General features: G+C 37.3%; 19 protein-coding genes and 1 pseudogene. All 20 read right to left on the bottom strand.

The genetic code is table 11. From position 1 onward, the window contains the following. Positions 1-13 precede the first annotated feature (13 nt). Positions 14-1195, bottom strand: a complete 1182-nt coding sequence (locus ACEN4N_RS05905; protein WP_407093880.1) for an ABC transporter substrate-binding protein — start codon at positions 1193-1195, stop codon at positions 14-16. A gap of 386 nt (positions 1196-1581) precedes the next feature. Further along, positions 1582-2577 (bottom strand): aminotransferase class I/II-fold pyridoxal phosphate-dependent enzyme, encoded by a 996-nt coding sequence (locus ACEN4N_RS05900; protein WP_407093879.1) that lies wholly within the window; start codon positions 2575-2577, stop codon positions 1582-1584. 123 nt (positions 2578-2700) lie between these two features. Then, positions 2701-3885 carry an elongation factor Tu gene (tuf, locus tag ACEN4N_RS05895; RefSeq protein WP_407090449.1) on the bottom strand — a complete coding sequence of 395 codons (1185 nt, stop codon included), beginning with the start codon at positions 3883-3885 and terminating at the stop codon, positions 2701-2703. 148 nt (positions 3886-4033) lie between these two features. Then, complete coding sequence (gene fusA, locus ACEN4N_RS05890) at positions 4034-6115, bottom strand: elongation factor G (protein WP_407093878.1); 2082 nt, start codon at positions 6113-6115, stop codon at positions 4034-4036. An 83-nt stretch (positions 6116-6198) separates the two neighbouring features. Continuing rightward, positions 6199-6669, bottom strand: coding sequence for a 30S ribosomal protein S7 (gene rpsG, locus ACEN4N_RS05885; protein ID WP_138405197.1), 471 nt, complete (start codon positions 6667-6669; stop codon positions 6199-6201). Positions 6670-6712: 43 nt separating this feature from the next. Continuing rightward, a complete protein-coding gene (gene rpsL / locus ACEN4N_RS05880) occupies positions 6713-7123 on the bottom strand; it encodes a 30S ribosomal protein S12 (RefSeq protein ID WP_138405198.1) in 411 nt (136 codons plus the stop codon). Positions 7124-7378: 255 nt separating this feature from the next. Continuing rightward, entirely contained in the window at positions 7379-7666 is a 288-nt protein-coding gene (locus ACEN4N_RS05875) for a GNAT family N-acetyltransferase (protein WP_407093877.1), read from the bottom strand. 90 nt (positions 7667-7756) lie between these two features. Next, complete coding sequence (lysS, locus tag ACEN4N_RS05870) at positions 7757-9202, bottom strand: lysine--tRNA ligase (protein ID WP_407090462.1); 1446 nt, start codon at positions 9200-9202, stop codon at positions 7757-7759. Positions 9203-9357: 155 nt separating this feature from the next. Further along, positions 9358-10233: an Hsp33 family molecular chaperone HslO gene (gene hslO, locus ACEN4N_RS05865; RefSeq protein WP_407090452.1), complete on the bottom strand. Its 876-nt coding sequence runs from the start codon at positions 10231-10233 to the stop codon at positions 9358-9360. A gap of 206 nt (positions 10234-10439) precedes the next feature. Beyond that, entirely contained in the window at positions 10440-12005 is a 1566-nt protein-coding gene (locus tag ACEN4N_RS05860; protein WP_407090453.1) for an acyl CoA:acetate/3-ketoacid CoA transferase, read from the bottom strand. A 94-nt stretch (positions 12006-12099) separates the two neighbouring features. Next, the gene (locus ACEN4N_RS05855) at positions 12100-13071 is read right to left on the bottom strand and encodes an NAD(P)H-dependent flavin oxidoreductase (protein WP_407090454.1); all 972 of its coding nucleotides are present in this window, start codon (positions 13069-13071) and stop codon (positions 12100-12102) included. A 102-nt stretch (positions 13072-13173) separates the two neighbouring features. Further along, positions 13174-14121: a LysR family transcriptional regulator gene (locus ACEN4N_RS05850; RefSeq protein ID WP_407090455.1), complete on the bottom strand. Its 948-nt coding sequence runs from the start codon at positions 14119-14121 to the stop codon at positions 13174-13176. 66 nt (positions 14122-14187) lie between these two features. Further along, a pseudogene (locus ACEN4N_RS05845) lies at positions 14188-14973 on the bottom strand (enoyl-CoA hydratase/isomerase family protein). 37 nt (positions 14974-15010) lie between these two features. Then, complete coding sequence (locus tag ACEN4N_RS05840) at positions 15011-16198, bottom strand: thiolase family protein (protein WP_407090457.1); 1188 nt, start codon at positions 16196-16198, stop codon at positions 15011-15013. 29 nt (positions 16199-16227) lie between these two features. Next, on the bottom strand, positions 16228-18486 hold the full coding sequence (locus tag ACEN4N_RS05835) for a 3-hydroxyacyl-CoA dehydrogenase NAD-binding domain-containing protein (RefSeq protein ID WP_407093876.1): 2259 nt from the start codon (positions 18484-18486) through the stop codon (positions 16228-16230). Positions 18487-18576: 90 nt separating this feature from the next. Continuing rightward, a complete protein-coding gene (locus ACEN4N_RS05830; protein ID WP_407090459.1) occupies positions 18577-19782 on the bottom strand; it encodes an acyl-CoA dehydrogenase family protein in 1206 nt (401 codons plus the stop codon). Positions 19783-20095: 313 nt separating this feature from the next. Next, positions 20096-21631, bottom strand: coding sequence for a class I adenylate-forming enzyme family protein (locus ACEN4N_RS05825; RefSeq protein WP_407090460.1), 1536 nt, complete (start codon positions 21629-21631; stop codon positions 20096-20098). 248 nt (positions 21632-21879) lie between these two features. Continuing rightward, positions 21880-24003 (bottom strand): ATP-dependent zinc metalloprotease FtsH, encoded by a 2124-nt coding sequence (ftsH, locus tag ACEN4N_RS05820; RefSeq protein WP_338490006.1) that lies wholly within the window; start codon positions 24001-24003, stop codon positions 21880-21882. A gap of 102 nt (positions 24004-24105) precedes the next feature. After that, entirely contained in the window at positions 24106-24648 is a 543-nt protein-coding gene (hpt, locus tag ACEN4N_RS05815) for a hypoxanthine phosphoribosyltransferase (protein WP_338490008.1), read from the bottom strand. Between the two features lie 120 nt (positions 24649-24768). After that, on the bottom strand, positions 24769-26229 hold the full coding sequence (gene tilS, locus ACEN4N_RS05810; protein WP_407090461.1) for a tRNA lysidine(34) synthetase TilS: 1461 nt from the start codon (positions 26227-26229) through the stop codon (positions 24769-24771). Between the last annotated feature and the right edge of the window lie 252 nt (positions 26230-26481).

Raw genomic sequence — 26481 nt, 5'->3', positions numbered from 1 at the left:
TATATTATGCTAATTATTCATTAGAACTTCCGTCAACTTCATAAATATCTGCAACTTCTCCATCAACTAAATGTAACATTGGTGCTGGTTTAACGGCGTTATGTTCTTCATCAATATAAAACTCCCCAGTAACTCCACCCGTGAAGGTTTCCATATTTTCGATAGCATCTCTCACTGCTGTTCGGTCAGTAGATCCTGCATCTTCGATTGCTTGAAATAATAATTTTGCTCCATCATATCCAAGTGCTCCGAAAGTGTCTGGCGTTTTCCCAAATTTTGCTTCATAAGCTTCTACGAATGCTTTACCTGCTTTTTCTTCAGTTCCTGTGTAAAAGTTTGACGTAAAGTAAACATCTGTTGCATTGCTTGCACCTGCTAACTCTACATAGGCATCACTTGCAAATCCGTGTCCACTTAAGATCGGTTGAGTTAGACCCATCTCTCTAGCTTGTTTAGTAATTAAGCCTCCTTCAGTATAAAAGGCTGGTAAATAAATAACATCGAATTCAGTCGCCATTAAAGTCGTTAGGACAGCTGAGAAATCTGTATCACCACTCGTATAAGATTCTTCCAATACAACTTCATTACCTAACGCTTCCCATTCTTTAATGAATGGTTCTGCTTGTCCTACAGAGTAATCATTTGACTGGTCTACTAGGACAACTGCTTTTTGTGCACCTAGTTCATCCGTTGCAAATCGAGCGGCAGCATTCGCCTGGTAAGTGTATGAGAACGCAAGACGGAATACCCAATCTAATACGTTCCCGTTCTGATCCATTGTTAAATCATCTGCTGTTGCTGCTGGAATGACCGCTGGAACTTCAGATTGTTCTGCCACGGGATTTTGTGCTAATACTAAATCTGTTGCACCCGGTCCAATTAGAGCTACTGCCCCTTCTTCAACCAAGCGAGTCGCAACTGAAGCTGTTTCGGTCTTATCTGATTTATTGTCATAATGAATGATTTCTACTTCAAGGCCATCTAAAAGCCCACCTTCATTGTTTACTTCTTCAACAGCTAATTGTAAAGCTTCGTACATTGCTTGCCCATAAGATGCTGAGTAACCAGATGTTTCCATGTTAGCTCCAATTTTTACTGTCTCATTTTCTTCTTGTGCTAAGGCTAATAAGTTTGATGATGAGGCAAATAAAGTGACACCGGCTAAAAGACTTAAACCTAATTTTTTGAAATTCATAATATTCCTCCTGTATTGTTTGAATGATAAGGGATTGTAAAAAATGTAATGTTTATAATATCTGAAATGTCATTGTCTATGGCTCATCACTTCTTTCCTGATCAAACAAAAAAATAGTCATCCATTCAATGAATGGATGACTATTACTCAAGACCCATTCATAGCTTACACGAATAGGACTGGAACACGTTAGATTTTTAATCTAAGGTTCAAGTCCTGGTCTTAATAATAATAATAATGTTATTATTTTGTAAGTTATGCATAGCTCTCTCTTTCCTTTAATCATTTTCTAATATAATCATAATATACTTTAATCATTTTAATTGCAATGATTTATGCATAATATTTCTGAATATCCACCACTAGACCAGTTTTATGTGCTTATATTATTTTTTTATGGTTTGAATTTTTAGCCATTCTTCAATAAGTCCATTTAATCTAGGATAATCTTCGTGCTTAATAATCGAGTAACGGACTGTCTCTTTTAAGTTATCTTCTTCATAAAATCGGCCCGAAAAACCATTCTCTTCTAGAAAGCGACCTAAACTCAGTGCTCTATCTCCATAGGTAAATACAAAGTTGGTGTAACTATCATTCACACTCATCACATGATTTACTTGCTTAAAGGCTCCAACTAGCATATCACGAGCCTCTAATTGATAATTGGCGTATTCCTTGACCCATGCTTTATCTTCTAAAAAGATACTCGCTAAATTCATCCCTACGTGATCTAAAGGATAAGGGTGATTAATTCGAGTAACTTTATCGTAAGTCTCCCCTTTGGCAATAATAATTCCAATTCTTAAGCCAGCCAATCCGTATATTTTACTTAAAGTACGAATAATTAATACATGCTCACCATCTGGGCGTGCATATTCTTTACCGAATTCAATATATGCTTCGTCGATGACAAAATATCCATGCATTGCTTCCATCGCATCCGCAATTGCTTGTAATTCATCTTCTTTGAACATCAATCCCGTTGGATTATGAGGATTAGATAGTATGAATAAAGACGGTTTTTTCTTATAAATTGCTTTAACTATCTTGTCAAAATCAAATGAATAATCCACTTCGCTCTCTACCTCATAAAAAGGTAATTGTAGTTGCTCAGCATAATCTTTATACATAAAGAAATCTGGAGTGATTGTCATAATACCTTTTTGACCTAAAGTGATAAAGGTTTTCTGGATCCACTCATCTGCACCACTAGCCAATTCAATTTCATCTACATTTAAATTATTATCTTTAGCGTAAATAGCTTTCAATTGTCCTAATTCAACATCCGGATAATCTTGAAATACTGTTCTATTATATACTTCATCCATATATTCTTTTTTAATCGGTGAAATTGGACTTGTATTTCTGTTCATTATAATCATAATTCAACCTCGTTTCTTGAAATATATTCTATTATAACACTAATAATTTTAATTGAAATCTAATGAATTTAAAAATCTGTATAAAAAAACACCCCATAAGGGGTGTTTAATTGTGGTTTGGAATTATTGTTCGATTGAAGTAACAGTTCCGGCACCAACAGTACGTCCACCTTCACGGATAGAGAAACGAGTTCCATCTTCCATAGCGATTGGGTGAATTAATTCTACAGAGATAGTTACGTTGTCACCAGGCATTACCATTTCAGTTCCTTCTGGTAATTCGATGATTCCTGTAACGTCAGTTGTAGTAAAGTAGAATTGTGGGCGGTAGTTATCGAAGAATGGAGTATGACGTCCACCCTCTTCTTTAGATAATACATAAATCTCAGCAGAGAATTTAGTATGTGGTGTAATTGAACCTGGTTGAGCTAAAACTTGTCCACGTTCGATGTCATCACGTGTCACACCACGTAATAATGCACCAATGTTATCTCCCGCTTCAGCGTAATCTAACATTTTACGGAACATCTCAACACCAGTTACAGTAGTTTTTTGAGTATCTTTGATACCAACGATTTCAACTTCGTCACCTACTTTAACTTGTCCACGTTCTACACGACCAGTAGCAACTGTACCACGACCAGTAATTGAGAATACGTCCTCAACTGGCATCATGAATGGTTTGTCGATTTCACGAGCTGGTTCTGGAATGAATGTATCTACAGCTTCCATTAATTCTAAGATTTTAGCTTCGTAATCAGCGTCGCCTTCTAAAGCTTTTAATGAAGAACCAACGATTACAGGAACATCGTCTCCTGGGTAATCGTATTCTGATAATAAGTCACGAACTTCTAATTCAACAAGTTCTAATAACTCTTCATCATCAACCATATCAGCTTTGTTTAAGTATACTACGAAGTGTGGCACACCAACTTGACGTGATAATAAGATATGCTCACGAGTTTGTGGCATTGGTCCATCAGCAGCAGATACTACTAAGATAGCACCGTCCATTTGAGCAGCACCAGTGATCATGTTTTTAACGTAGTCCGCGTGACCTGGCGCATCGATATGTGCGTAGTGACGGTTAGCAGTTTCATACTCAATATGTGAAGTATTGATTGTGATTCCACGTTCTTTTTCTTCAGGTGCGTTATCGATTGAAGCGTAGTCTTGAGCTTCACCAAAACCATTTTTAGCTAAAACTGTTGCGATTGCAGCAGAAGTAGTTGTTTTACCGTGGTCAACGTGACCTAAAGTCCCAATATTAACATGGGGTTTCGTACGTTCAAATTTTTCTTTTCCCATTATTTAATCCTCCTAAAATATATGTAACCTATTATAGATTATTTCCTAATCTATCAAAATGATTATACCGTGAAAGGAAGGTAAATTCAACCATTTACCTCCACATATTCACGTTTATAGCAAGCTTTCTGCTTAGTTATAAAGCAGATTATCTACCGCTATGTTTCTCGATGATTTCTTCTTGAATTGATTTTGGAACAGCTTCATAGTGGTCGAATTGCATTGTAAATGTACCACGACCTTGTGTAGCTGAACGTAAAGTTGTCGCGTAACCGAACATTTCTGCTAAAGGAATGAATCCTCGAACGATTTGTGCGTTACCACGAGCAGTTGTACCTTCGATGCGTCCACGTCTTGAGTTCACGTGTCCCATTACATCTCCTAAGTATTCCTCAGGAACTGTAACTTCAACTAACATCATTGGTTCTAGGATTGCTGGATCAGCTTTCTTAGCAGCTTCACGTAATGCTAATGAAGCAGCAACTTTGAAGGCAGTCTCAGATGAATCGACATCATGGTATGAACCATCGTAAAGCTTAGCTTTAACGTCGATTAATTCGAATCCTGCTAATACACCGTTTTCCATTGCGTCTTTAAGTCCTGCATCTACTGCTGGGATGTATTCACGAGGAACTACCCCACCAACAATTGCATCCTCAAATTCGTATCCGGCACCTTCTTCGTTAGGTGAGAATTCAATCCAAACGTGTCCGAATTGTCCTTTACCACCTGATTGACGAACGAATTTACCTTCTGCTTTAGTAGCAGCACGGAAAGTTTCACGGTATGAAACTTGTGGTGCACCAACACTTGCTGAAACTTTAAATTCACGTTTTAGACGGTCAACGATGATATCTAAGTGTAACTCACCCATACCAGCGATGATTGTTTGTCCAGTTTCGTGATCAGTTGTCGCACGGAAAGTTGGATCTTCTTCAGCTAATTTAGCAAGAGCTGCAGACATTTTGTCTTGGTCAGCTTTTGAATCTGGTTCAATTGCAACGTTAATAACTGGCTCTGGGAATTCCATTGATTCAAGAATCACTGGCGCGTTCTCAGCACATAAAGTATCACCAGTTGTTGTATTTTTAAGACCTACCGCAGCTGCGATATCTCCTGAGAATACTTCTGGGATTTCTTCACGTGAGTTAGCGTGCATTTGTAAGATACGACCAACACGTTCACGGTTATCTTTAGTCGCATTTAGAACGTATGAACCGGCAGCTAATGTACCAGAATATACACGGAAGAATGTTAGACGTCCTACGAATGGGTCAGTCATAACTTTGAATGCTAAAGCAGCAAAGTCTTCTGAATCATCAGCATGATGTTCTAAAGTATCTTCTGTTCCTGGTATAGTACCGATAATTGGTGGTACTTCTAGTGGTGATGGTAAGAAATCAACAACACCGTCTAGTAATAATTGTACCCCTTTGTTCTTGAATGAAGAACCAACATAAACTGGGTAGAACTCAACCGCAACTGTCGCTTTACGGATTGCCGCTTTAAGAGTTGCGACATCGATCTCTTCACCTTCTAGGTAAGACATCATAATGTCTTCATCTAAATCAGCGATAGCTTCAATTAAGTTTGTACGCCATGTGTCAGCTAATTCTTTCATGTCATCAGGGATTTCAATTTCTTCAACGTCTTCACCTAAATCATCATGATAGTGGTATGCTTTCATGTCAATTAAGTCGATGATTCCGTCAAAGTCATCTTCTGCACCAATTGGTAATTGAACAGGGTGAGCATTTGCATCTAAACGGTCGTGAAGTGTTTCAGTCGCGTTTAAGAAATCAGCACCAAGTTTATCCATCTTATTGATATATACAATACGAGGAACACCGTAAGTTGTAGCTTGACGCCAAACTGTTTCAGTTTGAGGTTCTACACCTGATTGAGCATCTAATACAGTTACTGCACCATCAAGTACACGTAATGAACGTTCTACCTCTACGGTAAAGTCCACGTGACCTGGAGTATCAATAATGTTTACGCGGTGGTCATTCCATTGTGCAGTTGTAGCTGCAGATGTAATTGTAATACCACGCTCTTGTTCTTGCTCCATCCAGTCCATTTGTGATCCACCATCATGAGTTTCACCAATTTTGTGAATACGTCCAGTATAGTAAAGGATACGCTCAGTAGTTGTCGTTTTCCCTGCATCAATATGGGCCATGATTCCGATGTTACGCGTTTTATCAAGAGAAAATTCTCTCTTTGCCATACTATTTTACCCCTCTTTCAAATATATAATGAGTAATTGTCAATCGCCTATGCAAATCCTTGCATAAAACAGCCAACCAATTTCTACCAGCGGAAGTGCGCGAAGGCTTTATTGGCTTCAGCCATTTTGTGCATGTCTTCACGTTTCTTAACAGAAGCACCTGTATTATTAGCTGCGTCCATTAATTCACGTGCAAGACGTGTTTCCATTGTTTTCTCCCCACGTAAACGTGAGTATTGAGTTAGCCAACGGATAGCTAAAGTATAACGACGTTCTGGACGAACTTCAATAGGAACTTGATAGTTAGAACCTCCGACACGACGAGCTTTAACTTCTAACAATGGCATAATATTTTCGATTGCTTGTTCGAAGACTTCTAATGGCTCTTGACCTGTTTCTTCACGAATAATATCGAAAGCTGAGTATAAGATTTTAGAAGCTTTTCCACGTTTACCATCAACCATGATACGGTTAATTGTACGTGTAACTAATTTTGAATTGTAAATTGGATCTGCTAAAACTTCACGTTTTGCTACATTACCTTTACGAGGCATTCAAACTCCTCCTTTCATAAGGAATTAATTTTATTTTTTATATTTATTTAGGTTTTTTTGTTCCGTATTTAGAACGGCTTTGACGACGTTCAGAAACACCAGCTGTATCTAACGCTCCACGAACGATGTGGTAACGTACCCCTGGTAAGTCTTTTACACGTCCTCCACGGATTAACACAACACTATGTTCTTGTAAGTTGTGCCCTTCTCCTGGAATGTATGCTGTAACTTCCATTAGGTTAGATAAACGAACACGCGCGTATTTACGTAACGCCGAGTTAGGTTTTTTAGGTGTCATAGTACCAACACGAGTACATACACCACGTTTTTGTGGTGACATAGTAGTTGTTGAAGTACGTTTATAACTGTTATATCCAACGTTTAAAGCTGGAGAGTTCGATTTAGTCGTTTTAGACTTACGTGGTTTATTAACTAATTGATTAATTGTAGGCATGAATTGTCCTCCTCCCGTCTTCTTTTCTTAGTCCACACATCCAAGTGTGTCATTTTATAGTAAAATTCAATAAACAACTTTTCAGTTGCTTAAGATAAGAGTTTTAAAGCAGTCAGCACGACTGATGACCAGGAATCTGTCATTAAAACACCTTAGGTATAGTATCATGAGGATTTACTTTCGTCAATAGTCTTGAGCATTTTTTTCAAAAAAAACCGACTATTTGTTAATTTTAAACAAATAGTCGGAAATATGTTATTTATCAGCGTTGATAAAGTCATACTTTTCAGGTTCTTCTTTGAATTTTCTCACAACATATGGACAAGTCGCTTTGATTTTCTTACCTTCTTTGTCCATTTCTGATACTAATTCATCTAAAAGTTTACCTGCAATTCCTTGTCCTCTTAATGCGGGGTCTATAAAAGTATGATCAGCGACTACCACTTGGTCGTTTGATGAGCTTGGTGGAAACGTAATTTCCGCTAATAGCTTATCTGCTTCGTCACGATATACAATTGCGTTACCTTCTCTTTTAAACTCCATTAAATCGCCTCCTTGACGTCTATATACATAGTTTACCATGGATAGATGATTTAATTAAATTTAATGCTTGAACGAAAAGTCTAGAAGCTATTAGTTGTTACGTAAAGTTGGGAATAATAATACATCACGAATAGATTGCGCGTTTGTTAATAGCATAACTAGACGGTCAATTCCGATTCCTAACCCACCTGTTGGTGGCATACCGTATTCTAATGACTCTAAGAAATCTTCATCCACTGGATGCGCTTCGTCGTTTCCTTGATCTTTCTCTTCCATTTGAGCTTCAAAACGCTCACGTTGGTCAACTGGGTCTGTTAACTCAGTAAAGGCATTGCCATATTCATGGCCGGCGATAAATAATTCAAAACGATCTGTAAATCTTGGATCTTCTTGGTTTTTACGCGCCAAAGGTGAAATTTCTACTGGATGTCCAAATACAAACGTTGGTTGAACAATAGTATCTTCACATTTATCTTCAAAGAAATTATTAATAATATGTCCAACGGTTGTATCATGGTCGTTGACAGTCACATGATGTTCTTTAGCTAAAGCTTTTGCTTCTTCATAAGACATTTCTTGCCAGAAATCAACGCCAGTCGTTTCTTTAATAATATCTACCATATGAACACGACGCCATTCTGATTCTAAATCAATCGTTTGATCGTCATATTCCAATACACCAGAGCCTAATACTTTATTAGCCACATGTTTAATTAATGATTCTGTTAAATCCATGACATCCGTAAAAATACTGTATGCAGTATATACTTCTAACATAGTAAATTCAGGGTTATGTGTTGTATCCACACCTTCATTACGGAATACACGACCAATTTCGTAAACTTTCTCAAAACCACCAACTACAAGACGTTTTAGATGTAATTCTAAAGCGATTCGTAAATATAATTCCATATCTAAGGCGTTATGGTGTGTAATAAATGGTCTGGCATTTGCTCCACCTGCGATATTATGTAAAACCGGTGTTTCAACTTCCATATAATCATTGTCATCTAAATAACGACGGATTTCTGAGATGATTTTAGATCGATTCACAAAACGTTCACGACTCTCATCATTACTAATTAAGTCTAAGTATCGTTGACGGTAGCGTTGTTCTATATTCGCTAAACCATGATATTTATCAGGCAATGGACGTAAAGCTTTAGTTAATGGAGTGAAAGACGTTGCACGAACGGATAATTCACCCGTATTTGTCTTGAATAAATATCCTTCAACACCAACGATATCCCCCAAGTCAGCTTGTTTGTACCAATCATAGCTTTCTTCACCAATCATATCCTTACGTACATAAAGTTGAATACGGCCTTTCATATCTTGAATATGGGCAAATCCTGCTTTTCCTTTACCACGTTTAGACACCATACGTCCTGCAACTTTTACGTTAATTTTTTCAGCTTCTGATAATTCTTCTTTAGTAAGGTGATCAAATTCACTTACGATATCTACTGAATAGTGTGTTCTTGTAAAACCAGCATCAAATGGGTTGACGCTATCTGATTCTAACATTGAAGTCATCTTTTCACGACGAACTAATAGTTGGTCATTTAACTCTTCATGTGTTTGTTCTTGATTATCACTCACGTTATTCACTCCTCATTTACTTTATTACTTCTCTTAAAAATTAAAGCACATCTAACAAACAAATACAATGCTTGTCTTTATTATCTATATTAGGCTTCTTCTACTAATGCAGTCAATTCCTCTTCACTAAACAGATAGGCTTCATTACAGTAATGACAGACTACTTCTGCTCCATGATCTTCGTCAATCATTGCCTGAATATCGTCTTTGCCTAATAATTTTATTCCATCAGAGAAACGTTCCTTCGAACAATGACAGTTAAAGCGGACATCTAAATAATCTAAAATCTTAGAATTACCTTCGCCAACTAATCTATCTAGTAATTGTTCTACAGTTAGACCGCTATTTAATAGATCAGATACCCGACCTAAATTATTAATTTTACCTTCTAAAGCAGAGATAGTTTCTTCTGTTGCCCCTGGCATGACTTGAATCATAAAGCCGCCGGCTTGTGCAACAATATCCCCTTTATCAACTAAAACACTTAGTCCAATAGATGAAGGCGTTTGTTCTGACACCGCCATATAATAGGTAAAGTCTTCTGCAAGCTCCCCACTGATTAATGGCACTTGGCCTGTGTAAGGTTCGTAGTTTTCAATTTGTTTACTAACTTTTAAGAACCCTGGTAAGCCTACAGCACCTTTGACATCAATTTTGCCTTCTTCATTTGAATCTAAGGCAACTTGTGGGTTATTTACAAAACCTCTCAAGTTCATTTTTGCATCACTTGTCACTAGGATTCGACCTATTGGTCCTTCCCCTGTGACATCTGCAGTTATTTGGTCATTCCCTTTTAAATTCGCAGCGAGTAAGGCCGTCCCAATTAACGTTCTCCCTAATGCAGCTGTTGCAGTGCGCCAAGTATCGTGACGTCTTCTTGCTTCTTCAACTGTATTTTTCGCATCAATTACATACACTTTAACTTGCCCATCAAAGGCAAGCGCACGTAATAATTTATCAGTCATATGTTCATTCCTCCATGAAAATTCCATGTTGCATTGTAATGTATTCCCTTTTTATTTTCAACTAACATATAATACCACACATTCTTTAGTGAAATCATCATCAAATGGTCTTTTCTCACTTTCACATATCTTACCACCAAGTCAGTGAAAATACACAGAATATAAAGAAGCTCTCCAAGATTTCACTTGTAAGAGCTTTGTTTTATTTATTCTTTTATATAGTCTCTTAAACTCCATGATTCACTGTAGTAACTTGAGTCAATCACTTTCAGTTTGTCTGAAATCAGAGGTTCAAACTCCATCCAATCTAAGATATCTTTTTCTAAGTCTAATCCTTGAGCAATTTCTGTTAGCACGAGTTTTGAATTTTTATTAATTTCAAATACAGCTCTGTCCGTTACAATGATGATTTCTTTGCCATTAGCAATGGCTTCTTTACTTGAGAATGTAATATGCGACAAGGCAGATTTAAACTTCTTATCGACACCTGCGTGATTAATGACGAGTTGCCCATTCTCTACGCTAGTTTCCCCTTTAACAGTAAAGGTCCCAATAAAGATTATTTTTGAAGCACTTGCTGAAATATCGATCATACCACCTGGACCAATGAGCATATCTCCAATTTGTGTAGTATTCATATTCCCATTAACATCCATCTGACCAAAGCCCAACACAGTTGTATCTATGCCACCCCCGTGATAATAATCAAACATATCTAATGTATTGATAATCGCATCTGCATTATAGTTCGTACCATAATTATAATCTGAGGCTGTCATTCCACCGATTGCACCTAAGTCTGTGTTCAGAGTGAACTGTTCTAATAGATTGGCCTCATTAATTAACCGTGACACTTTATCTGCCATTCCAACGCCAATATTGATAAAACTGTTTGGCTTTAACTCTCGCACCGCCCGTCTTGCGATTACTGTTTTGTTATCGAGGGGTAACTTCCGACTCTTCACTTTTGGTGTTCTAATTTCATTGGATAAGAGCGGACTATACTGGGTCATAAAGGTTTGTTGATGGTATTCTGGTTTAGCTTTTACAACATAATCAACAAGTACACCTGGTACGTCAACTTCTTTAGCTGGGAGCGTTCCAGTTGCTACGACGTCCTCAACTTGAGCAATGACAATTCCACCCGCGTTCTTTGCTGCCATCGCAAGTGTGAGTGCTTCGAGTTTCAAAGGCTCATGAATAAATGATAAGTTTCCTTTAGGATCTGCATAGGTCGCTTTGATAAAAGACACATTGATGGGTAAAGGTTTAAAATACAACCATTCTTCCCCCTTTACTTTAGTAACTTCTACCAATTCTTCGGCTGCTTTTGCACGGTCATTAATGCGCCCACCCTCTTGGCGAGGATCTACAAACGTTCCAATACCAACTTTACTCCACACACCCGGCCCTTTCGCTGCTGCATCTCGGTAGAGTTTACCAATGATTCCTTGTGGGAGCATATACAATTCATACTGATTTGCTAGAGCAGCTTTTGCTGATAAAGGCGCCCCACTCATGTGCGTTCCGATAAAACGCTTTAACAAGCCGGGTTCAAGCAAGTAATCCATACCTGTTCCTTCGCCACGACTTATTCCAGCCACAGCCATTAAAGTAACATCTTTTGGATGTTGATGTTTTTTGTAGTAGGCACCCAGTTCTTTTAATAGCTCTTCTGGCATACCTCCTAAACCATATGTCGTCGTTGCAAGCTGAGCTTGATCTGGAACATATTGCATGACATCTTTTACTGATATTTCTTTTGTATCCATCTATACACCTCTTAAATTGTTGTTAAAAAAGTAGACTCAGTGGTTGCCACTCAGTCTACTCAATGAATTTTTATTTAGTTGACCTTTAATTCGCTTAATTTGAATTTAATTGTGTCATACGTGTGTGCACTTGATTAAAGTCTTTGAGCATTTCAGTGAAGATATCTGATACCGGTTTAATCTCATGGATTCGACCAATACCTTGTCCCATACTTAACTGTGAACCATCGATATCCCCATCTTTCATCGCTTCATAAGAGCGTCTACCTGAAATTAATGGCATCAACTCTTCTAAAGTCGCTCCATTCGCTTCTGCTTTAAGAATATCTTGAGCCATCTTATTATTAGCGACGCGCATCGCATTGCGAAGTGACTTCATTGTTAAGACTGTCCCATACTCTGGAACGGATAATAGGGCTTGGCGATAAGCATCAGATGCATTCACTTCAGGCGTCGCTAGGAACCGAGTGGACATTAACACACCGTCCACTCCTAATGCCATGGCAGCATACATACTCTTACCATCAACAATCCCTCCAGCTGCAAGAACAGGTACATCCAATTCTTCAGCTGCTTTTGCCCAAAGGATTTGACCACTGACTTGATCTAAGCCTGGATGTCCACCGCCTTCTGCTCCAACCATTGTAATGATATCCGCGCCATCGGATTGAGCCGCTAAAGCGTGTCGAATTGACGTTACTTTATGGATGACAATAATGCCTGCATCTTTCAGTGGTTTAATGAATTTGTCCGGTCTTTGTCCTGAGGTTTCAACAACCGGTACCTTTTCTTCAATTAATACTTGAATATAATCATTAATGACCGCTGGCATCACAACTTCTGGCACTAAAGAAATATTAAAGGCAAAAGGCTTATCAGTTAAACTGCGCACTTTTTGAATTTCTTCTCGCAAGGCATCAACATCTGGAAAAGCCATCGCTGGAACAATTCCTAATCCCCCTGCATTAGATACCGCTGAAGCTAACTCCGCTAGCGACATATATTGCATGGCTCCTTGAATAATTGGGTACTTAATATTTAATAGTTCAGTGACTCTTGTTTGCATCGAATCATCTCTCCTTCATTTTTCGATGATGATAGAGCGATGATTTCAAACAAATAACAAACTATTTCCTGTTAAGTTTTGTTACCCGTTCCTAGCTCATATCTAATCATCTAATAAAAAATCGTATTTTAATGTATCATTTTCAAAATGGAAATTATTATATATAGATTGAAAAACAAAATCTTCCACTTTAGAATAATGCTTCTTCTTCTCTCGCATTAATGTCGGGATATACGGAATTGGATCCTCAAAACGCTTTTCTACTACACCCATTTGGTTTAGTCTTGAAATAAACATACTAAAGTAAACTGTCGGTAAAAGAGCGATTAATTCGTTGTAGATCACTGTTTCTATCATATAATCCCAAGAACTTGAGGTAAATAATTGCTTTGCTGTACTGTTATTTTCTTTTAATTTGTCTTCTACAAAATAATAGACGGCATCTTTTTTGTTATAGGTTACATAATGATAGCTGTCTAAGTGGTTCCATTTTAGTAAACGTTTTGTAACGAGTGGATGATCTGGTCCCATAAAGGCGACCACTTCAGTTCGAACTAAGGGATGTACTTCATATTTTGACGTATTAAAATCTTTCGGCGGTGCTAGAACTGCGATATGAATAACATTATCTTCTAGCATCTGTTGTAATTCATTCGTGCCTGCTTCAACAATTTCGATATGTGCATCTGGATTCTCTATCAGAAAGCGAGGTATAAACTTATTAAAGAAAAAACGTAAATACGTTGGGTGAATCCCAATTTTTATCGTCCCTTTTTGGAATAAAGATTCTCTTTCAATGACATGTTCAAGTCCATTATATTGATTTAATACTTTTAATGCTGATTGATACACATGCATTCCAGAATCAGAAACATTCACAATTCGCCCATTTTTTCGATTGAATAAAGAAACTCCCTGTTGATGTTCAAAGTTTTTAATAAACTGACTCAACGCTGACTGAGAAACATATAAATTCTCAGCCGCGACAGTCAGGTTACAATCTGATTGAACAATTTCTACAAAATATTGCATTTGACTAATTTCCATCATTCTAAGCACCTCAAATTCTTAATATATCTGGATAGTATTGTATGCTTACAGTGTATCACAGCAATACTAATTTCCTTTGAATTTTGGTTGCCTTTTACTTAAAAATGCTGCAACCGCTTCAGAATGATCATCACTTAACGAACTAGCCCTCATATACTTCGCTTCTAAAAGGTTCGTATCATCCATTTGAGGATATAAGATACTCGCTAATAATGCTTTTTGGTGCGCTATTGTTTGAGTCGGCCCATGAGCTAGCTTTTGAGCTAATGCTTGGGCTTCATCAAGTAAATCTTCATCTGCAACTTTACTATAAGCGAGGCCATATTCGACTGCCAATTCCGCATCAATCGGTTCATTCAACATAATATGTTTCATCGTTCGGTATGATCCTAAAGCTTGTTGTAAATTGTACATCAAACCAGTATCTCCCGGGAAAGCCATATTAATAAACGCCGTAAGTAAGCGACTCTGAGTCCCCATCACAATGAAATCACATGATAATGCGAGTCCTAAGCCTGCTCCTGCAGCCACACCATTAATGGCTGCAATCACGGGTTTTTAATTTTGTCGGATACTTCGAACCATTTCTCCTGTTTTAAGGACACCGTCTTCTGGTATTCCTTGTCCGGTATCAATGAGGTGTTGGAAGTATTTAACATCTCCTCCTGCACAGAAATACTTTCCTGCACCTGTTAAGATAACCGCCTTTACTTCTGGATTTTGATCGATATCTGCCATTACATCAATAATTTCTTGATACGTCGTTTCTGAAAAAGCATTTCCATACTCTTCTCGATTAATTGTAACGGTCGCGACTTGGTTCTCTATTGTGTATAGAATCGTTTGATACATTACTTATCTCCTTACTTTCATTGATTAAGGTTTAGTACTAATGAATATATTCAAAAATACCTGCAGCACCCATACCGGCTCCGATACACATTGATACCATTCCATATTTCGAACCTTTACGTTTACCCATCTCGGCTAATAAGCGTGATGTCAGCACGGCTCCGGTTGCACCCAGTGGATGTCCTAAAGCAATTGCTCCTCCGTTAACGTTTGTAATATTTGTGTTTATTCCTAATTCACGAATTGAAGCTAGCGCTTGAGAAGCAAAGGCTTCGTTTAATTCGATTAAGTCCAAATCTTCTAGTTTTAAGCCCGTTAATTCTAAAACTTCTGGAATAGCATAGGCTGGTCCGATCCCCATATATTTCGGATCGACTCCTACAGCTTTATAACCAACAAAGCGGGCGATTGGCTTCATGCCTAATTCTTTTACCTTTTCGCCTGACATGATGACAACAAAACTTGCGCCGTCACTTACTTGCGATGATGTTCCTGCAGTGACAGATCCGTCTGCTTTAAAGATTGTTCTTAGTTTCCCTAAAGTTTCAGTTGTTGATTCTGGACGAATTCCTTCATCTTTGTCGAATTTTACCTCTTTAACTTGAGGTCCATTTTTTGTGTATTCAACTTTATGTGTTGTTACGGGGATGATTTCATCATCAAAGCGTCCTTCTGTTTGTGCAGCATGTGCACGTTGATGACTTTGCACTCCAAATTCATCCTGATCTTCTCGAGTGACATTATATTTAGTTGCGACATTTTCAGCAGTGAGTCCCATTGGATACGAAACACCTGAATCTTCTGCTTGTAGTGTAGGGTTGTTTGTTACTTCATTGCCTCCCATTGGGACTGAACTCATGAACTCAACTCCACCTGCTACCAATACTTCTGATTGACCAGCCATAATGGCATTTGCAGCAATGGCAATCGTTTGTAATCCTGATGAGCAGTAACGGTTCACTGTCTGTCCTGCAACAGAGTAAGGTAATCCTGCTCTTAAAGCAATCGTACGAGCAAAATTCATACCTTGAATTCCTTCTGGGAAGGCACAACCAACAATCACATCTTCGATAAGCGCTGGATCAAAGTCGCCATCAACACGATCGATGACACCCTTTAATACTTCAGCTGCAATATCATCTGGACGGTCGTTGGCAAGGGTTCCATTCGCTTTTCCTTTTCCAATAGCCGAACGTCCATAAGCAACGATATAAGCATCTTGCATAATTAATTCATTCCTTTCAAGTTTCCGTATTAATTTCTTAACGGTTTGCGCGCTTGTAACATATGCGAAATTCGTTCGAATGTCTTTTGATTTTTACTTAATTTTAGGAAATGTTGTTTCTCAAGATGTTGTAACCATTCTTGATTAACATAGGTTCCTTCTGGGAGCTCTCCACCTGTCATTACATCTGCAATCGCAAGTCCTAACTCCATGTCATAATCACTAATAAAGTGTCCTAGGCGCATTGAATCTAATTGCCCTTCGACCACTGCTTTAAAGTTTGTTCCTAAGGCTGGGAAGTTAACTTTTGTTCTTTGAATGTAATTTACTTTAGTTAAATAAGTTAATTTCTCAATGGCTACGTCCACAACTTTATCCGCATTCATAATAATGTCATCTGACCCTCTTAAGTAATATTTACGACGGGCTTCATAAGCACTCATTGAAACATCTCCAGATGCAATACGTGTAATAACTGCACCTAAAGTCTTCATCTTACTTGCTTTTTGCTCGTCTCGAGTCATCACGCGTTCTGTTAATTCTGCTAGGCCGCCGCCACCAGGAATAAGTCCTACACCGACTTCAACTAAACCGATATAACTTTCTGCCGCTGCTACAACATAAGGAGAGGCTAACATTAGTTCGGCTCCACCACCTAAAGCGCGTCCTCTAACTGCTGTAACAATCGGTTTACTACTGTAGCGAACGCGGTTCACTGCTTCATGTAACTCGCTTATTGTTTTACCTATTAAAGTATCGACTTCCTCGAGTTCTATGGCTTTCTTCATCATATTCAAGTTAGCTCCCGGACTAAAATGTGGTCCATCCGAGTAAATAACCATTCCAGAATAATGACCTGACTCTAACTCGTCTACAGCTTTTATCAGCCCTTTTGTTAATCCTTCATCAATGGTGTTGTTTGGTGTATGGAACTTGAATAATAATTGATCCGTGTTTATTACACTTAATGTTGTATCGTCATCTTTCCAAATTTCTTTCTCTATACGATCTTCAATCGGTGTAATATTTTCAAGTACTTCGCCTTCCTTATAGAAGCTTTCTGTTCTATTTGCTACCCATTCAGGTAATTCCCCTACTTCTGCTTGGATTCTTTCTTTCACACGGTCAAAGCCCATTAAATCCCACAGTTGGAAAGGTCCGACTTTCCAGTTAAAGCCCCAAACCATTGCACGATCAATGTCTTTATAATCTTTTGCCGCTTTAGGAACATTATTTGCCGCATAGAAAAATGTGCTTCTCAAAGTTTTCCATAAGAATTTACCCGCTTTGTCTTCTGCATTAAAGATAACATCTAAGTTTTCTTTTAAGTCACGTCCAAAATGAGATAATATTTCTAATTGAGGTTTGCTTGGCTCGACGTACTCCATAGTTTCGGGATCTAATACTAGACGTTTACGTCCTTCTTTTTTGTAGAATCCATAACCTGCTTTATTTCCCAAAGCTCCTTTTTCTAATAGTTTTGGTAAAAGCGATGAATTGTTGAAGTAAGGTTGCTCACTAGGATCTTTCATTAATCCACCTACAACAAAGGCAGCAATATCATTTCCGACTAAGTCTGATAAACCATAAGTTCCTGTTCGAGGTCTTCCAATTGCTTTACCTGTTAAAGCATCCACCTCAACAATTGATAAGCCGTTACGCTCTGCACGGTACATAATGTCTGCCATCGCATGTGTTCCTGTTCTATTGGCGATAAAGGCTGGGACATCATTAGCAATCACAACACCCTTTCCTAAGACATCTTCTGAGAATTGTTTAACTACTTCTACCGTTTCTTCAGATGTATTCTTCGTTGGAATAATTTCTAATAATTTCATATAGCGCGGTGGATTGAAGAAATGCATCCCTAAGAAACGTTCTTGTTCGCCGCTTTCGAACACTTTAGCAATTGCTTCAATTGGGATTCCAGATGTATTTGTTGCTAGAATTGCTTCTTCTTTAGCGACCTGTTTAATCTTTGTCCAAATATCGTGCTTGATTTTAATATCTTCTTTAACAGCTTCAATAAAGATATCTGAATCTGATGGTTCCACTAAATCATCAGCAAAATTTCCATAAGATAAGTTCCCTTCGAAATTTAAATCATATAACATCGATTTCTTTTTGTTTGTAATTCTGTCATAACCCGCTTTAGATAGTTTATTACGATCTTCTTCGTCAATTACAACGTCTAATAATTGCACTTTAATCCCTGCATTTACAAGTAGGGCTGCAATTTGACTTCCCATGACACCTGCACCTAATACGGTTGCTTTTCTAATTGTCATTATTATTTCCCTCCAAAATATATCGTTTTACTTTAAAAGTGACTCAGCCATTTCCAAATTTGTTTGGAAATGACTGTCACTTGATAAATATTAGTTAAATGCTGATTGTCCAGTCATTGCTCGTCCAATTACTAAGGCATTAATTTCGTGTGTACCCTCATATGTATAAACAGCTTCTGCATCAGAGAAGAATCTTGCGATATCGTAATCGACAACAATTCCGTTCCCCCCACAAATTCCACGACCCATTGCTACAGTCTCACGTAAGCGAAGAGCATTAATCATCTTACCTACTGAAGTAACGATTTCATTGTAGTCACCATTCTCTTGTTGGCGAGCAATTTGTGAACAAAGGGCCATTGCAGATGTTACGTTTGCTTGCATCATCGCTAATTTCTCTTGAACTAATTGGTAATTTGAGATGTCTTTTCCAAATTGTTTACGTTCAGTTACATATTTAAGGGTTGCTTGAAGTGCACCTGCCATCGCTCCTGTCGCCATGAAAGCTACGCCTGCACGAGTTGAGTAAAGAACTTTAGCAATATCCTTGAAACTATTGATGTTTTGTAGACGATCACTTTCATCAACTACGACATCTTTTAAGTGAATATTTGCGTTTGGTACAATACGAAGTGCAATTTTATTTTCAATAACGTCAATATCTAATCCTTCTTGACCTGCTTTGACGATAAAGCATTTTGGTTTGTTTGTTTCTTCGTCTCTTGCATAAACTGGGATTAAGTCAGCGACTGATGCCCCACCAATCCAACGTTTAGCTCCATTAAGAATCCATTTGTCACCTTCACGACGTGCTGTCGTATCTAAACCCCACGCAACGTCAGATCCATGATCAGGTTCTGTTAAAGCGAAGCAAGTACGTAATTCATGACTCGCTAATTTAGGGACATATTTTTGAACTTGCTCTGGACTACCTCCAAATAAGAAAGAATTAAACCCTAATCCTGAGTGAACTCCCATTAAAGTGTTTAATGATACGTCGAATCTCGACATAGCAAAGGCGAAGAAAAATTGGAATAATTGACTCGTTTGTTTCTTACCTTCTCGCCCTTCGAATAATAAGGGGTTTGTATAGTATCCTAATTTACCGATATCTTCAAAAAATCCTTCTGGCACTTCAGCATCAACCCAAGCTTGATTAACTACTGGACGATACTTTGTTTCTAGCAGCTCCACTAACTGTCTTAAAAACTCAACTTCTCCATCTGTTAAACCTTCGCTAATGTTTAAAATATCCTCAGGGAATAATTGTTTTAATACTTCTTTTCTGTTGTCCATTTTTAATTGCCTCCTAAAATTTTCAATAACATGTATTACTTACACAAAAATGATAACGTTTACAATTCATATAATACGCTGTTAATTAGACCCCGTGAAATAACGGAACCTTATCTTATACATTAGAATGCTTAATAAAGAAGCGTATTATTATTTTTGCTCATTTAAACGGTTGAGTTATTAGCACAACTAATAACTTTCATAAGAACTACATGGGTAAACGGCTGTCCTGAGCGGAAGTTTATCATTGTGTATTATGTAAACTTAATAGACAGCATAAAAAAATCCCGACTATTCAGCCGGGACTTCAACCTTAAATATTCAATTCATCAGTTATTGTTGATTTTGCATAGTCATTCATCATCTTCCCTAGTTCTAGACGATCTGGCTTTCCAACAGAGTTTACTGGAATTTCATCAATCTCTAAGTATAGTTTTGGTACTTTATAACCTGCAAGGTTTTTCAAGCAGTATTCATCTAAGACTTCTCTGTAATTATCTGAACCGAGGGCTTCTTTATTCAGCATGATAGCCGCAGATACAGATTCACCAAATTTAGGATGTTCATATCCTAAGACAATTGCTGAACGAATGAGAGGATGTTGACTTAGAATAGCTTCGACTTCTGATGGTAGCACGTTTTCTCCACCTGTAATAATTAATTCTTTCAGGCGGTTAACAATCGTTATTTCACCTAATTCATTAATAAAGCCCATGTCTCCGGTTCTAAAGAAGCCATTATGAAAGGCTTTTTCATTCTCTTCTGGTAAATTCCAATAGCCTGGGGTAACATTTTTACCTTTAACGATTAATTCACCAATGTCTCCCACTGGAACTTCCTCTAAATCTTCATTGACAATTTTCGCATCGACAAACATTAGCGCTTGACCAATAGATTGTGGGTTGTTCACCGCGTATTCGTATTTATTAAATGTTAATAATGGTGCTTCAGTTAAACCATAGGCATTAATTATAATTTTACCCATTTGTTGGAATACTTTTTGTACCGCTGGTAATGGCGGTGATCCTCCTGACACAAGCAACTCAATATTCATAACATTCTCAGGTTTAAATTCCGGATGAGCAATAATTGCATAATACATCGTTGGAATTAAAACTAAAACCGTCGGTTCATACTTTACAATCCAATCATTAATCGTCTCATGATTGAAGTATCTTTCTAATACAACCGTTCCACCTACCATTAACATTGGGATAACAATATCAATAAAACCTAAGATATGGAACATAGGCGCACTCGCAATTGTTTTCCAATCACTCGTCATATTCCAAGATAAGTTTTGATTAAAACTATTATTTAAATAACTTTCATGCGTGTGTATAACACCTTTAGGTCTCCCTGTTGATCCACTTGTATAAATTAACATAGCGATATCTTGTAAGTCTAAATTAACACTCTCAAATGGTGTATAATTCTCAAGATTCACGATTTCATTATATTCCGGTCCATCAACATTGTATTTAATAAATTCCTGCGGAACTTCAGTCAGTCGTTCAAGATGATTAGTTGCGTAAACGATATATTCTAAACCAGCATCTTTAACTACTTTTCCAATTTCGATCGGTTTTAATCTCCAATTAAGTGGAACAAAAACAGCCCCAATTTTTATCGCAGCCAACAGAAAATCAATAATGGCAATATCATTCGGGACAAAGGTACCAATACGGTCTCCTCGTTTAACTCCTTCATTCTCCACTAAATGTCGTGCTAACATTTCAGCACGTTGATTTAGTTGTTCATAAGTAAATTCCGTTTGTTTAATAGGATCAATTACAGCCACCTTGTCAGGTGTGTCAATCGCACGCGTTTTTATCCAATCCAAATTCATTGTCTTATTCTCCTTAGACTTTAAATTTGTAAACGCTATCATTTTTTGTTACTTTCATTTTACTAAAGATAATCGATTTGTCTAGTGTTTTATTGCTTATTATAAATTTTTATATGTGTTTCACTCTCAATTTCCCCACATTCTTTCGTTAGAAACCCCAACATATCAGTCTTTTTATTAACATATTTCTAAATTGAAAAAACAAAAAAATCGACTATCCAAAATGGATAATCGATTTCTTTCATGAATTATAAATCTCTGTCTTGATTAATGTGAGAATTTCTTTCTTCTGTGTCATCAGATGGTACTTCATCTGGTTCAACATAAGTTGTCTCTTCTTCAGCACGATCATAAACATCTGAATGATTTTCATCATCTTTTGCTTTTTCTTTCGCATCTTTGAAGCTATCAGGTTCATCTGGTAATTCTGGTTTATCCTTTGAATCTGTATCTTCAGGCGCAGGCATTTCGCCTGTTTCGAATAAAGATTTGATCGCTCTTTGATCTAATGTTTCGATTTCTAATAACTTTTCAGCAATAGTATTCAACTGTTCACGGTGTTCATTAATAATATTATGTGCATCAGTTAACGCTTTGTCTGTAATACGACGAATTTCTGAGTCGATTTCATAAGCAATTTGTTCAGAATATGTCACACTTTGACCATATTGACGGCCAGCAAAAGGTTTTTGATTCCCTTCATATTGAACAGTTCCTAATTTTTCAGACATACCATATTCTGTAATCATTGAACGAACAATTTGAGTCGCTTGTTGGAAGTCATTACTTGCCCCAGTTGATTGGTGATTAAACACAATCTCTTCAGCAGCACGTCCTCCAAGTAAACCAACAACTTGTTCGTATAATTCTTTCTCAGTAATGATATATTGATCTTCTTTAGGAAGCATAATTGCATATCCACCTGCACGTCCACGAGGAACGATTGTTACTTTATGAACGACACGCGCATCGCTTAATACCATACCAACAATTGTGTGTCCTGCTTCGTGATAAGCAACGGTTTCGCGTTGTTTCACTGACATTTCACGGTTTGTTTTAGCTGGTCCAGCAATGACACGGTCATGTGCTTCATCAATATCTTCTGCATGGATAGATGTATGATCAACACGAGCAGCAATTAAAGCCGCTTCGTTTAGTAAGTTTTCTAAATCCGCACCAGAGAAACCTGGTGTTTGTTGTGCGATTACTTTTAAATCTACATCATTAGCTAATTGCTTGTTACGTGAGTGAACTAATAAGATTTCTTCACGCCCTTTAACATCAGGGTTACCAACTAGAATTTGTCTATCAAAACGACCCGGACGCAGTAAAGCAGGGTCTAAAACATCAGAACGGTTAGTTGCAGCCATAACGATAATACCTTCGTTACCTTCGAAACCATCCATCTCAACAAGTAATTGGTTAAGTGTTTGTTCACGTTCATCGTGTCCTCCACCCATACCAGCTCCACGTTGACGACCTACGGCATCAATCTCATCAATGAAGATAATCGATGGTGCATTTTTCTTAGCATTTTCGAATAAGTCTCTTACACGACTCGCCCCAACACCGACAAACATCTCAACGAATTCAGAACCTGAGATACTGTAGAATGGAACGCCTGCTTCACCAGCAACAGCTTTAGCTAGTAACGTTTTACCAGTACCAGGAGGCCCTTCTAAAAGAACACCAGCGGGTATACGCGCACCTAACTTTGTAAAGCGATCTGGATCTTTTAAGAACTCAACCACTTCAACTAATTCTTGTTTCTCTTCTTCTGCACCTGCAACATCAGAGAAACGTACTTTGACTTTTTGTTTTGAAACGTCTTTTGATTTAGATTTTCCAAAGTTCATCACGCCTTTTCCGCCGGCAGAACCTTGTTGAGTCATTGAATAAATTAAGAAGAATGTCGGGATTAATAAGATTAAGAATGGTAAGAAACTTAACCATAATCCTGCACTTGATTCCGGAATTGTTTGAATTGTAGTATCATTCTCTAAAGCAACATCCGTCACCATATTCAACGTTGCATCATTACCTAAAATAGTTGTTTCAAATAAACTTACTTCATTAGATCCTTGTATAACTTGTAAAAAGTTATCTTCCTCTTGCTCAACAGTTTCATTAGGCGTTCGGTATTCCCCACGAACTGAATACGCCCCAGATCCGATTTGAATTTCAAAAGTTTCAATGTTTCCACTTTCTAATTCACTCATAAATTCAGACGATGATATCTCTTCAGTTTGCCCAGCATAACCTAGGTTACCTGAGAATACTTGAAACATACCAATAATCGCTAAAAATATTAGGATGTAGGGTAAAGTTCCCCGAAAGAAATTACGATTCGGGTTTGGATTTCGATTATTCATTTATCTATCTCCTCCTTGCATACATATTATTATGTATCTTAGTTATAATAGCATAATTGAGCGGATTTACACTACAATATTGCTTTTTCATTGAATTTAAAATTATTGATAAATCTCAGGTTTTAGTACACCGATGTATGGTAAGTTACGATATTTTTGTTCAAAGTCAAGACCGTATCCAACCACGAATTCGTCTGGTACCTCTAAGCCTACGTAATCTGGAATAATATCTTTCATTACGCGGCGCTCTGGTTTATCTAATAACGTACATACTTGAACAGATGCAGCTTTACGATATTTGAATAAATCCACTAAGTACTTCAATGTGCGACCTGTGTCGATAATGTCTTCCACGACTAGAACGTGACGTCCTTCTAGATGTGTGTCTAAATCTTTAATGATTTTTACTTCTCCAGAAGATTCAAATGCATCACCGTAACTTGATACATCCATGAAATCAATCTCTAAATAGACATCCATTGCTCGAACAATATCTGCCATAAAAATTGAAGCCCCACGTAGTATTCCAACAACTACAACCTCTTTGTCTTTATATTCTTTCGTTAACTGTTCACCTAAGCGATTCACAGTTTCTTGAATCTCCTCGCGGGTTACTAATACTTCTTTTATGTCTTGTTCTAACATTTAGTTTCTCCTTTATTTTGTATTATCATCTATTCTTAACGCCGATTCTCATCCTTCTACTTATAAATAAAAGCGAAAGCGTCATATTATTGATGTTATGAAGTAAATGTTACCATAATTTCAAGAAATATTCTCGCTTTTTTGATATATAAATACATGAGTTTGCTTTTCTTCCAAATTAATGTAAGTTTTATCCTTACTAATCGGTGGCAACATTCCTAGTATCGTCCCTTCACTATTTTCAATAACCCAATAATCTTCACGTTTTGATTTTGGTATTTTTTGATCGATCATGATTCGTGATACTTTCTTATGATAACTTGTTCCATCCGGTCGACGCAAAGTTAACGTGTCTCCATTCTTTCGATGGCGTAATGTTATACTTGGTCTTCCTTCAGCTAAAGATAAAGGTATTTCAACATACAGATTTTTCTTTAAATCTGTCGCAATCGCATCAATATCAAATACACCCGCTAATTCTTTCTCACTCAATTCGTACCAGTGATTAAACTGCTCAATCTTAATCTCACTTTGCTTAGCTACTTCACTGTCGTAATCTTGAGGTTGTATCCAAATATAATCGTATTCTCTTAATGCCACCCAGTTATTCGCTATATTAATCAACATATTCGGAGCATCTGTTTGTCTAATGAGTTGTTCTAATTGCTTAACAGCCGCTTTATTATAAGTTTGAATTTGGTGAATTAGTCTTTCTTCCAAAAAAATAGCTAAGTATACTTGCATTAAATCCTCAGATAATTCTAGAAACTTAGGGACATATAAAAGCCATCGTCCCTGTGACAATTGCATCAACAGTTCGGGTTCTTTCTGTAAATACTGCTTGAAGTGCGCATCATAGCTTGCCTCCAACTGCTGTGATAGAAGAAGTAAATTAGATAAGAACTGCGGATTTTCTTCTTCAAAAAAAGGCAACATCTTATATCTCATACGATTACGCATATAAGTCATATCCGTATTCGTTTGATCTTCATTATAAGGGATATGATGTTCTTTAGCATATTCAATGATTTTTTCCTTTTTAGTTGAACTTAGTGGTCTTAAGACACGAACAGACTTCGAATATTTCGTCGAAGTAGTCAATATACGTTGGTAGTTAGAGCGAATTCCGCGAACACCTCGTAAGGAAGTCCCTCGGATTAAACGCATTAATACGGTTTCACCTAAATCATTCAAATGATGTGCTGTCATTAAGGTATCGCTATTTGTCTTAACCATGATATCTCCAAAGAATTGGTAACGAGCATCTCTCGCATTGGCTTCAACATTCACTGAAGCTGGTTTGTCCCAGTGACTAATAAAGTAAGTTAACTTATACTTTTGGGCGTACTCTTTTACCAATTGGGCATCTTGGTCACTTTCTTCTCTTAATCGATGATTAAAGTGGGCAACAATTATTTCTTTTCTTTCTTCTTTTGGTAATTGTTCATTTATTTGAAGCATGATTGTCAATAATACCATTGAATCTATGCCTCCAGAGACGGCAAGTAAAATACGCTTACTCTTAAACCATTCGGGCCATTCATTCAATAATTGTTTGACGTTATATAATAAATCACACATTCATCAGCACCTCGCTTTCTCAGTAACGAAGTATATTTTAACACGATTAGAAATAAAGTATAGAATAAATATATTAACTATACATTAATTGTATTAAACTTTCGTCATTATTTTTTTGGAACTCTGGGAGTGTCAATAATTATGTGTAAATGAAGTACTCCTTCTATAAAATCGATTTATTAATTTGTTAATCTTTCAAACATTTTTTCTAGCTCTGCTTCAGCTTGTTGGAAGCCGCGGTGAATCCGTGTC

The organism is Ruoffia sp. FAM 20857 (assembly GCF_045528645.1).
GTDB classification, from domain to species: domain Bacteria; phylum Bacillota; class Bacilli; order Lactobacillales; family Aerococcaceae; genus Ruoffia; species Ruoffia halotolerans.
This window is presented reverse-complemented; position numbering and strand designations above follow the sequence as displayed.